Genomic DNA, 10724 nt, shown 5'->3' with positions numbered 1-10724 from the left:
TCGTGCGCGCGTACCGATCGAGGCCCCACCCCGACAGCCGGGTCCCGTGCGCCGCCGCGAGCGGCTTCGCCGCTTCCGCGGCGTCGCCCCGGCGGGCTCGCTTCGCTCGCCGGGTCGCGAATCAGGATAGCCGTTAGCTGATCCCGGCCGCGGCCGCGGGCCGCTCCGGGGCGTCGAGCGCGCTCCGCACGGCGCGGAGCAGGTCGTCCGGCGCGAACGGCTTCGCGAGGAAGGGAGCGTCTGCGGGCACGAGCGCGACGCCGGAGGCGTGGCGGGCATACCCGGACACGAACAGCACGCGCACCCCGGGGCGGCGCTCCTCGAGCGCGCGCGCCAGGTCCCAGCCGTTGCGGCCCGGGAGGATCACGTCGGACACGAGCAGGTGGATCGCTCCCTGGAACGCGTCGGCGGCGGTGAGCGCCGCCTCGGCGGAGGCCGCGTCGACGACCCGGTAGCCGGCCCCGTCGAGCGCGCGCCGCGCGACCGCCCGGATCGCCGGGTCGTCCTCGACGAGCAGGAGGGTCTCGGGGCCCCCCGCCGCGCGCCCCGGGCGCAGCTCGCGCTCGGGCGCCGCCTCCTCCGCGTGCAGCGGCAGGAGGATGCGAAACTCGGAGCCCTGGCCGGGCGCCGAGCGGACGCGGATGGCGCCGCCGCTCTGCGAGACGATCCCGTACACGGTCGAGAGACCGAGGCCGGTCCCCTTCCCGAGCGGCTTCGTCGTGAAGAACGGCTCGAACACGCGCGCCCTCGTCGCGTCGTCCATGCCCACGCCGCCGTCCCGCACCGAGAGCAGCGCGACGGGCCCGGGAAGGAGCGCCCCGTCGTCGGCGCTCGGCTCGGGCGCGGCGCGCTCGTCCACCTCGATGACGACCCGGCCGCCGTCCGGCATCGCGTCGCGCGCGTTCACCGCGAGGTTCAGCACCGCGAGCTCGAGCTGGCCGGGATCGGCGACCACCGTCCCCGGCGCGCGGACGGCCACCTCGAGCGCCACGGTCTCGCCGAGGATCCGCCGCAGCATCGGCTCCATCCCGCGCACGACCCCCGCGAGGTCCACGACGCGCGGGGCGAGCCGCTGGCGGCGGCTGAAGGCGAGCAGCTGCCGGGTGAGCGTCCCCGCGCGATCCGCGGCGACGAGGATCTCGCGCACGTCGGGCTGGCTCTCGTGGCCCGGCGGGAGCGCCTCCTGGACGAGCCGCGCGAACGAGACGATGGCGGTGAGGAGGTTGTTGAAGTCGTGGGCGACTCCGCCCGCGAGCTGCCCGACCGCCTCCATCTTCTGGGAGTGGCGGAGCTGCTCCTCGAGCCGGCGCCGCTCCCCCACGTCGCGGAAGGCGAGCACGAGCCCGACGATGGCGCCGCCGTCCACGAGGGGCGAGGCGACGAACTCCGCGGGGAAGGCGCTCCCGTCGCGCCGCCGGAACGCCTCGTCCACCCCGTGCCGGACCCTCCCGTCGCGCATCGCCGCCAGGACGCGGCACTCGGCGGCGGGGATCGGCGAGCCGTCCGGCCGGGTCGGGTGGACGACCGCGTGTCCGTCCTGGCCGAGGAGCTCCTCGACGCTCCGCCCGAGCGCGCGCGCCGCGGCGGGGTTCGCGAAGACGATGCGCCCCTCGCGGTCGACCCCCAGGATCCCCTCGTCGACGGAGTCCAGGATGAGCCGGTTCTGCCGCGAGAGCGACTCGAGCGAATGGGCCATCTCGTCGAACGCGCCGATGAGCTGGCCGAGCTCCTCGCGCCCGGGCTCCAGGCCCACCCGCGCCGAGTAGTCGCCGGCGGCGATCCGGCGCGCCGCTGCCAGGAGGGCCCGCAGCTTGCGGACGAGGAGCCGCTCGCCGGCGATGCCCGCGGCGGCGAGCGCGAGCAGCGCGATCCCGCCGAAGGCGAGGAAGGTCCGCCGGAGGATGCGGTTCACCGGCGCGTACGCCGCGGCGATGGGGACGCCGGCCGCCACGTGCAGCACCGCGGGCCCCGGCCCCGCCCACACGTCGTGGAAGCCGTAGATCCGCTCCACGCCGTCCGGCCCGACCGCGCGGCGAGCGCGGTCCTCCATCGCTCCCGCGTGCAGCGCGGGTGGCAGCCTCGTCCCCACCTGCCGCACGTCGTACGGGCGCAGCGCGAGGATGGTCCCGTCGCGATCGAGCACCACCGCCGCCCCGCCCTCGGGGAGGTCCATGTCGTCGAGGTCGCGCTGGAGCGTGGCCACGTCGAGCATCGCGATCGCGACCGCGGTGACCCGGCCCTCGTCGCTGCGCACCGGGAGCCCGAGCCCGACGGTCGGCACGCCACGCGAGCGCGAGACGCGGTACGCGCCCACCGCGAACTCGCCGGTCTCGAGCGGCACGCGGACGTTGTCGCGGTCGAGCAGGTTCACGCGCCGGCCGCCGCCGCCCCGGCAGAAGTACTCGCCGTCGAGCGCGACCACGCCGAGGTTACCGAGGTCGATCGCGCCGGCGACCAGCGGCGCGAGGTCGCGCGAGCACGCCTCGGCGTCGGCCGCGCGCACGCTCGGCAGCCGCGAGATGCCCATGAGCACCCCGCGCGCACGCTCGATCACGCGGCCGTTTCGCTCGGCGATGAGCCGCGCGATCGCGTGCGACTCCTGCTCGACCCCGGTTTCCAGCAGCCGACGATGCTCGCGCGCGGCGTAGGTCAGGATCCCGAGCGCGGGGACGACGGCGACGAGCACGAGGAACAGCAGGCGAACGCGCAGGCTCGCGAGCAACTTGGACACGGCACCCCCCCTGGAGCGCGTACATTCTGAGCGCTCGGCTCGCCGGCGCACAAGCGAGCAGCCGTGGGACACGAGGACCGGCCGCCGCCTGCGCCGGGATCGGCTAGGATGGCGGCGTGAAGCCCGACCAGCGCTCGCCTCCGGGACAGCTCCCCACGAGCGGCCCGGCGCGCGCGGCCGTCATCACCGCGCTCGTCGTGGGCGGCGTCGTCGCGCTCCTCGTGCCCGTCTTCTTCGCGGTGATGCTCTTCGGCATGCTGCGGTGAGGCGACGCGCGGGCGTCCGTCCCGTCGCCTCCCCCCCGGCGTGCGCGCCCTCCGCGGCGCGCGCATCGTGAGCCTCTCGGAGGGAGACCCCATGCACGCGAGACTCTTCGTCGCCGTCGCCCTGGTGCTCGGCGCCGCCGGCTGGACCCGAACCGCCGCCGCGCAGGGCAGCACGCCGGGCGCCGCGAGCGCCGCCCCGCGGCAGCAGCAGGAGGTGCGCGGGCGAATCGCGCACGTGGACGAGGCGCAGCGCGAGATCGTGCTCGACGCCGGCGACGCGACGACGCAGGTGAAGGTCGCGAAGGAAGCGAAGATCACGATCGACGGGTCCGCGGGGAAGTTCTCGGACCTGAAGCGCGGCGAGGAGGTACGGGCGTCGCTCGACCGGACCGGCGACGAGCTGCAGGTCGTCCGGATAGAGGTCCTCCGCAAGCGCAAGTAGTCGGCGACGAGCGCATGGCCCGCCGCTTCACGCCCCGGCGCGCGCTCGGCCGCACCGGCTTCGTCGCCACGGCCCTCGGAGCAGGTGATCTCGCCGATCGCTCCGTCCCGAAGGAGCGCTGCGTCGCGACGCTGCGGCGCGCGCTCGACGCGGGGTTGAACGTCGTCGACACCGCGCCCATGTACGAGGACGGCTACTCGGAGGAGATCGTCGGCGAGGCGCTCCGCGGCCGACGCGCGGGCGTCCTCCTCGTCGACAAGATCGACCACCTCGATCGTCCCGTCGCGCCGCAGCTGGACGAGAGCCTGCGCAGGCTCGACGTCGCGTCGGTGGACCTCCTCGTGCTCCACTCCTGCTCGGAGCCCGAGGCGTGGCGGCGCGCGAAGGCGCCCGGCGGGGCGATGGCGGAGCTCGCGGAGGAGATCGCCCGCGGGCGCGCGCGGTTCCGCGGGATCTCGTCGCACCACCCGGACGTGCTCGCCGACGCGCTCGCCTCCGGCCTGTGCGACGTGGTCATGTTCCCGGTGGGACCGTACTGCCACCCGCGCTACGTCGACGAGATCCTGCCCGCCGCGAAGGCGCGCGGCGTCGGCACCGTCTGCTTCAAGACCTTCGGCGCCGGGAAGCTCGTCGGCGACACCGAGGGCTACGGTCGCCCGCTCGCCCAGCGCCCGCGGGGGAAGGTCTCCTCCGGCGGCGCCGACACGGCCGCCCCTGCCCTGCCGCGCCTCTCCGTCGAGGAGTGCCTGCGCTACACCCTGACGCTCGACCCGGACGTGGCGCTGCTCGGCCTGTCGTTCCCGAACGAGCAGGACGCCGCGTTCGCGGCGGCGGAGGGGTTTCGGCCCATGAGCGCGGACGAGCGCGCGGACACGCGCAGGCGCGCGGCGGAGGCGATCCGCGGCAAGGGAGAGGTGTGGTGGGACCCGCGGCCTGCGCGGGAGCCGTGAGGACCGACGCGGTGGTTGCGGCGGGCGGCGGGCGCCCGATAAGACATGGTCCCATGCGCTCCCTCCTCGCCGCCCGCGTGGCCGCCGCTCCCGTGCGCCCCCTCGCGCGGCGGGACGCGGCCCCCGGACCGGACGCGCCGCGAGCCCGGCGCGCGAGCGCGCCATGAGCGAGGCGCCCGCGCCCGCTCGCGCGCCCGTGCGCGCCTCCGCCGTCCCGGTGCCCGCCCTCGCCCTCACCGGCGCCGGGAAGCGCTATGGCCGCCGCGACGCGCTGCTCCCGCTGTCGCTCGCGATCCGGGAGGGCGAGCGCGTGGCCGTCGTGGGCCCGAGCGGCGCCGGCAAGTCCACCCTGCTGCGACTGCTCGCCACCTCCCTCGCGCCGTCGTGCGGCGCGGTCGAGCTCTTCGGGCGTGACGTGGCGGGGCTCGCGCCGCGCGCGCTCCGCGCCGTCCGCGCGCGGATCGGCACCGTCCACCAGCAGCTCCACCTCGTCCCCCAGGCGAGCGTGATGCAGAACGTGGTCGCGGGGCGGCTCGGGCGCATGTCGCTCGCGCGCGCGCTCGCCGCGCTCGTCTCGCGCGCCGAGGCGGAGCGCGTCCGCGCGGTGCTCGCGGAGGTCGGCATCGCCGAGCGGCTCCACGAGCGGGTGGATCGGCTCTCCGGCGGCGAGCAGCAGCGGGTGGCGATCGCGCGGGCGCTGTACCAGGATCCCGAGATCGTCATCGCGGACGAGCCCGTCGCCTCGGTCGACCCCGCGCGCGCGGTGGAGATCGCCGCGCTGCTCGGGCGCGCGTTCGCCGGGCGCACGCTCGTCGTCTCCACCCACCGGCTCGAGCCGCTCCTCCCCATCGTCACCCGGGTGGTGGGGCTGCGCGACGGGGCGGTGGCGTTCGACGCGCCCGTCGCGGCGTTGACGCTCGACGACCTCTCGCGCCTCTATGCCTCCCGCAAGGGCGCGGCGGTGAGCCCATCCCCGGCGGCGCCCCGCACCCCGAGCCCGGCCGCGCCAGCCGGCGTCCTCGCCCTCGGCGCGTCCAACACGCCGGGCGAGTTCCTGCTGCCCGGCGCGGTCCGCGCGTTCGTACGCGCGTACCCGGGCGTGCGGGTGAGCCTCGCGGTGAAGGACTCGGCAGAGGTTACCGCCGACCTCCTGGCGCGCCACGTGGAGGTCGGCTTCGTCGGCGCCCGCTCACCGCACCCCGAGCTCCACTTCGAGGACCTGGTCGAGGACGAGATCGTCCTCGTGGCCTCGCCCGCGCAGGAGGGGCTCCCGGCCGAGCCGATCCCTCCCGCGCTCGCCGCCCGGCTGCCGCGCGTCGAGCGCGAGGCCGGCTCCGGCACGCGCGCCGTCGTGGAGGACCACCTCGCGAACCTCGGCGTGCCGCTCGATCCCGCGGCGGTCGCGCTGGAGGTGGGGACGCTCGTGGGGCTCAAGGCGGCGGTCCTCTCGGGCGTCGGCGTGGCGTTCACCTCCCGGCTCGCCGTCCGGGAGGAGCTCGAGCGCGGGCACCTGCGCGCGCTCCGCATCGACGGGGTGCGCATCCCGAGGCGGCTCTTCGTGGCGTGGCGGCGCGACGCGACGCCGTCGCCGGCGGCGCGGCGCTTCGTCGAGGTCGCCCGGGCCGCCGTGAGGCCCGGCGCGGAGGGCGGCGCGTGAGGGCGCGGCGCCCGCCGCTCCCGGCGCTCCTCTCCTGGCCGGGGCTCGCGCTCGCGGCCGCCGTCGTCGTCTCCTATCGCATCGCGGGCGGCGATCTCGGCGCGCTCCTCGCGCCCGGGGCGCGCCGGGCGATGGCGGACTTCGCGCGCGGCTTCTGGCCGCCCGCCCACTCGGCCGCGTTTCTCTCCTCCCTCGCGCGCCCGCTCGCCGAGACGGTCGCCATCGCCCTCCTCGGCATCTCGCTCGCGCTCGCGCTCGCGGCGCCGCTCGCGTTCCTCGCGGTCTCGCCGCGCGTCCTCGCCACCCCGGGCGATCCGCCGGCCGCACCCCGCCGCACCGCGTGGCTCGCGGCGCGCGTCCTCCTGAACCTCATGCGCTCGGTGCCCGAGCTCGTCTGGGCGCTCGTGTTCGTCCGGGCGTTCGGGATGGGGCCGCTCGCGGGCGTGCTCGCCATCGGGGTCGGCTACGCGGGGGTGCTCGGCAAGGTGATGGCCGAGATCTTCGAGTCGGCGCCGCGGGCACCCGCCGCGGCGCTCTCCGCCGCGGGCGCGCCGCCCCTCGGCGCGTTCGCGTTCGGCGTGCTCCCCGGCTCGGTCCCGCTCCTCGCCTCCTACACGCTCTACCGGTTCGACTGCGCGCTCCGCGCCTCGGCGGTGCTCGGGCTCGTGGGCGCGGGCGGGCTCGGCGTGCAGCTCGAGCTCTCGCTCAAGATGTTCGCGTACGACGAGGTCGCGGCGATGGTGATCGCCCTGTTCGTGCTGGTCGCCGGCGTCGATCTCCTCTCCCAGCTCGTGCGCCGCCGCATCCACCGGAGCCGTGGCCTGTTCCCGCTCGGGCTCGGCGCCCTGCGCGCCCGTGCGCTCGGCCTCGCGATCTGGGCGCTCGCCGCGTGGGGAGCGGCGCGGGTGCTCGACCTGTCCTGGCGCGACGTCCTCTCCCCCTCCGCCCTCGCGAGCGTCGGCGGCTTCGCGGCCTCGCTGTGGCCGCCCGACCTCGACCCCGCGTTCCTGCGCCAGCTCGCGCCGGCCGCGGTCGTCACCTTCGCGGTGAGCGTGCTCGGCACGGCGCTCGGCGCGCTCTTCGGGCTCCTGCTCGCGTACCCGGCGGCCCTCCGGCTCCACGTGCTCGCGGGCGGCGGCCGCCCCGCGTTCGCTCGTGGCGTGACGCTCGCCGCCGTCGCGTGGACGGCCCGCGGCATCCTGAACCTGGGCCGGACGCTGCCCGAGCTGCTCTGGGCGCTCGTCCTCATCTTCGCGGTCGGGCTCGGCCCGTTCGCGGGGGCGCTCGCGCTCGGCGTCCACACCGCGGGCGTCCTCGGCCGCCTCTACGCGGAGGCGCTCGAGGAGGTCCCCACCGCGCCGTTCGCGGCCCTGCGGGAGGCGGGCGCGAGCGACGCAGCGGCCTCGGCGCTCGCGGTCCTGCCGCAGGCGTTTCCGCAGCTCGTCGCCTACACGCTCTACCGCTGGGAGGTGAACATCCGCGCCTCCGCGGTGCTCGGCGTCGTGGGCGCGGGCGGGTTGGGCGGGCTCCTGCACGTCTCCCTGAGCCTGTTCCACCACCACCGCACCCTCACGCTGCTGCTCGTGATCGTGCTGCTCGTCACGGCGGTCGACCTGCTCTCCGGCGCGCTTCGGCGGCGGCTCGTGGAAGGCCCTTCCGAGCGCGCCGAGGAAGGCCCCGAGCCGGCGGTCCCGGCGGTGGTGGACGCGTGGTGAAGGACCTTCCCGTCGTCGTCGTCCCGGAACCCTCGTCCGGCGCGCGGCAGTCCGCCGCGCGCCAGGAGCCTTCCATGCACCTGCACCGTCTCGGCCGCCTCCTCGCCCTCGTCCTTCCGCTCCTCCCGCTCTCCGCCGCGGGCGCGGAGCCGCTCCGCGTCTCCGCCATCCCCGACGAGTCGCCCACCGAGCTCCTGCGCAAGTTCGAGCCGCTCGGGAAGTACCTCGAGGCGGCGGTCGGCCGGCCGGTGAAGTTCACCCCGGTGACGGACTACGCCGCCACGGTCGAGGGCCTCGCCGCCGGCAAGCTCGACCTCGTCTGGTACGGCGGCTTCACGTTCGTCCAGGCCCGCCGCCGCACCGGCACCGCCATCCCGCTCGTACAGCGCGAGGAGGACGCCCGCTTCCACTCCAAGATCATCGTCCCCGCCGCCTCGAAGGCGCAGAGGCTCCAGGACCTGAAGGGCGCGACCTTCGCGTTCGGCTCGGTGAGCTCCACCTCCGGCCACCTCATGCCCCGCTACTTCCTGCTCCAGAACGGTCTCGACCCGGACAAGGACTTCGCGAAGGTCGCCTACTCCGGCGCGCACGACGTGACCGCGAAGTGGGTCGAGGCCGGCAAGGTGGACGCGGGCGCGCTCAACGAGTCCATCTGGCAGCGCCTCCTCGACGAGAAGAAGATCGATCCCACCAAGGTCCGCGTGCTGTGGACCACGCCCGAGTTCCACGACTACAGCTGGACGGTCCGCGGCGACCTCGATCCGAAGGTCGTCGAGCAGCTCCGCGCCGCCTTCCTCGCGCTCGACTACGCGAACCCCGAGCACCGGAAGATCCTGGACCTCCAGCGCACGAAGAAGTTCATCCCGACGGCGCCCGGGAACTACGCGGCGATCGAGCAGGCAGCGCGCGCGGCGGGGCTCCTGAAGGACTGAGCGGGGCCCCGTCTCGTCCGCCCGAGCTCGAGAGCTCACCCCGGATCGAGCCCGAGGATCCACCCCTCCACCGCGCGCGCCTCCTGCTCGGGCTCGAACAGCGCGGTCCGGCCGAGCACCACGTCGAGCATCCCGAGCAGCGCGACCACCGCGTCGAACGCGTCCTCGCCGTCCGGTCGGCGACCGAACCCCTCCGCGAGCTGGGTGGACAGCCGGCGCGAGGCAAAGACCCCCGCCGCCCGGAGCCAGCGCCCGAGCGCGGCGCAGGCGGCGAGCCGTGAGGCCGGATCGCGCTTCGAGACCGGCGCGGCGCCCAGGCGGCGCCACGCGTCGGCCGGGTAGATCTCCGCGAGCACCACCGCGCCGGGTCGCAGCAGCGTCGCGAGCTCGCCCTGGAACGGCCAGATCGCGGCGCGGGCGTCGCGGAGCGCGGGCAGGACGACGTCACGCCAGCCTGCGAGCGCGGCCTTTCCGACCTGCTTCCCGCCCACGGTCCAGAAGAGCGCCTCCGCCGCGCGCCGCCCCGGGCGGGCGCGGTCGCAGGCACGCCGGAGCGCGTCGAAGCCCGGCACCCCGAGCGCGGCGCAGAGCTCCGCCTGCCGGACCACGCCGGCGCGGCGGGCGCGCTCCGGATAGAACGGTCTGTGAAGCGTGATCTCGGCGGCGGTCGCGGCGGGCGTGAAGAACGCCTCGTAGGGCGGCGCGCCCAGGCCGGGCGCCCACGCGAGGAAGGAGTCCGCCCCGACGCGCGCGCCGTACGCCGCGGGGACGCCGATCGGGAGGTCGAGGCCGAGGAGCGCGCGCCGCCGCGTCCCGGCCCGGCGCGCGAGCCGCGCGACGAGCGTCTCGGCTCGACCGACCGGGCGCGCCCCTCCCGCGCGCCAGCGGCCGTCGGCGCCGCGCTGCGCGAGGGCGAGCCAGCGCTTCCGCTCGCTCACGCTCCAGTCGGCGGCGGCGAGGAGGTCGACCGGAAGCGGGGCGGGCACCCCGCGGTTCTAGTCCGGCGGCCTCACTCACGCCTTCCGAGCTTCACCGGCCGCGCCCCGCGGAGCACGCCGAAGTCCCCGGACTCGAGCGGCGTCGACCGGGCGAAGAGCGCGTGCGCCTCCCGCAGCGCGGCGCGCAGGGCGGCCCGCCGCTCTCCCTCGCTCGCGGCGGGGCGCTCGAGGAGGAAGGCCTGCATCGCGAGCCCGAAGCGTCTCATGAGGTGGAGCCGGCTCACCGCGAGCACGCGCGAGTCGAACGGCACGCCGAGCGCCGCGAAGAAGTCCTCCGCCGACTCGAGCCCCTCGAGCTCCGGCAGCGCCGGCAGCGCCGGCAGCGCCGCGCCGGGGGCCCCCTCCTTCTCGCGCGGGCTCACGCGACCTCCGCGCGCGGCGCCGCCGCGACCGCCGGCGGGGCGGCCACCTCGCCGACGGCGACTCGCGCCGCGAAGCCCTCGAACCAGGCGAGCGCCGCCGCCTCGATCGGGCGGAACGCCTGCTCCGTCACCGGCTCGATGCCCGCGGCGGCGAGCTGCTCCCTGGGGCAGCGCCCGACCTTGGCGACGAGCACCGCGCGGCACCCCTCGAGCGCGCGCAGCATCGTCGCGAGCGCGTCCTCCTCCCCCTCCCCGCCGACGCAGTACCGGTCCACCGCGCGCCGCCCGACGAGGCGCGCGCCGGCGCGGCTCACGTCGTAGACGAGCAGCTCGCGGGCGTGCCCGAAGTGCTCGTCCACCTGGCCGCCGGTGCGCGTCGCGACGGCGATGCGCGCCGAGAGCCCCGCGGGCACGGCTGAGACGCGGTCGAGCGCGGCGTCGCGCGCCTCGGCGGCGCGCGCGCGGACGCGCGCGACGGCCGCCCGCCGCGCCGCGCGCGCCTCGCGGGCGTCGCGGACCGGAGCGGGCGGGAGCGACGCGAGGGTGAACGCGGCGAAGCGATCCTCGGAGAGGCGCCCCACGGCGTCGGCGCGGGGGGGGGGGGGGGGGGGGGGGGGGGGGCCGGGCGCGGCCCGCGGCCCCCGCGCCCGCGGCAGCCCGGGCGCGGGGGG

10 protein-coding genes are annotated in these 10724 nt (G+C 76.8%); 6 read left to right on the top strand and 4 right to left on the bottom strand.

What is annotated here, in order from left to right:
* Positions 1-133 precede the first annotated feature (133 nt).
* The gene (locus tag MLV88_RS19715) at positions 134-2731 is read right to left on the bottom strand and encodes a hybrid sensor histidine kinase/response regulator (protein ID WP_243338425.1); all 2598 of its coding nucleotides are present in this window, start codon (positions 2729-2731) and stop codon (positions 134-136) included.
* Between the two features lie 116 nt (positions 2732-2847).
* On the opposite strand from MLV88_RS19715, the gene MLV88_RS19710 reads away from it, so the two are divergent.
* The 6 genes from MLV88_RS19710 (at position 2848) to MLV88_RS19685 (ending at position 8693) form a co-directional block, all read left to right on the top strand.
* Positions 2848-2997, top strand: a complete 150-nt coding sequence (locus MLV88_RS19710) for a hypothetical protein (protein ID WP_242338605.1) — start codon at positions 2848-2850, stop codon at positions 2995-2997.
* 91 nt (positions 2998-3088) lie between these two features.
* Positions 3089-3439 (top strand): hypothetical protein, encoded by a 351-nt coding sequence (locus MLV88_RS19705; RefSeq protein ID WP_243338424.1) that lies wholly within the window; start codon positions 3089-3091, stop codon positions 3437-3439.
* Between the two features lie 14 nt (positions 3440-3453).
* Complete coding sequence (locus MLV88_RS19700; protein ID WP_242355318.1) at positions 3454-4389, top strand: aldo/keto reductase; 936 nt, start codon at positions 3454-3456, stop codon at positions 4387-4389.
* Between the two features lie 163 nt (positions 4390-4552).
* On the top strand, positions 4553-6046 hold the full coding sequence (locus MLV88_RS19695; protein WP_242338599.1) for a LysR substrate-binding domain-containing protein: 1494 nt from the start codon (positions 4553-4555) through the stop codon (positions 6044-6046).
* Complete coding sequence (locus MLV88_RS19690) at positions 6043-7761, top strand: PhnE/PtxC family ABC transporter permease (RefSeq protein WP_242355316.1); 1719 nt, start codon at positions 6043-6045, stop codon at positions 7759-7761. The genes MLV88_RS19695 and MLV88_RS19690 overlap by 4 nt, the downstream gene beginning before the upstream one ends.
* 74 nt (positions 7762-7835) lie before the next feature.
* Complete coding sequence (locus MLV88_RS19685; RefSeq protein WP_242355314.1) at positions 7836-8693, top strand: putative selenate ABC transporter substrate-binding protein; 858 nt, start codon at positions 7836-7838, stop codon at positions 8691-8693.
* Between the two features lie 35 nt (positions 8694-8728).
* Here MLV88_RS19685 and MLV88_RS19680 read toward each other — a convergent pair whose 3' ends face one another.
* From MLV88_RS19680 to MLV88_RS19670, 3 genes are read right to left on the bottom strand one after another with little or no spacing between them, the layout of a single operon-like run.
* On the bottom strand, positions 8729-9679 hold the full coding sequence (locus MLV88_RS19680) for a hypothetical protein (RefSeq protein WP_242355313.1): 951 nt from the start codon (positions 9677-9679) through the stop codon (positions 8729-8731).
* 23 nt (positions 9680-9702) lie between these two features.
* Positions 9703-10053: a nitrogenase-stabilizing/protective protein NifW gene (locus MLV88_RS19675; protein WP_242355312.1), complete on the bottom strand. Its 351-nt coding sequence runs from the start codon at positions 10051-10053 to the stop codon at positions 9703-9705.
* On the bottom strand, positions 10050-10634 hold the full coding sequence (locus MLV88_RS19670) for a NifB/NifX family molybdenum-iron cluster-binding protein (RefSeq protein WP_243338421.1): 585 nt from the start codon (positions 10632-10634) through the stop codon (positions 10050-10052). The genes MLV88_RS19675 and MLV88_RS19670 overlap by 4 nt, the downstream gene beginning before the upstream one ends.
* Between the last annotated feature and the right edge of the window lie 90 nt (positions 10635-10724).

Origin of the sequence: Anaeromyxobacter soli (assembly GCF_022808855.1) — a bacterium.
Lineage (GTDB): Bacteria > Myxococcota > Myxococcia > Myxococcales > Anaeromyxobacteraceae > Anaeromyxobacter > Anaeromyxobacter soli.
This window is presented reverse-complemented; position numbering and strand designations above follow the sequence as displayed.

Excerpts from the sequence above, each read along its gene's own strand:
- MLV88_RS19705 (WP_243338424.1), top strand. The coding sequence starts at position 3,089 with ATGCACGCGAGACTCTTCGTCGCCGTCGCCCTGGTGCTCGGCGCCGCC.
- MLV88_RS19700 (WP_242355318.1), top strand. The coding sequence starts at position 3,454 with ATGGCCCGCCGCTTCACGCCCCGGCGCGCGCTCGGCCGCACCGGCTTC.
- MLV88_RS19695 (WP_242338599.1), top strand. The coding sequence starts at position 4,553 with ATGAGCGAGGCGCCCGCGCCCGCTCGCGCGCCCGTGCGCGCCTCCGCC.
- MLV88_RS19685 (WP_242355314.1), top strand. The coding sequence starts at position 7,836 with ATGCACCTGCACCGTCTCGGCCGCCTCCTCGCCCTCGTCCTTCCGCTC.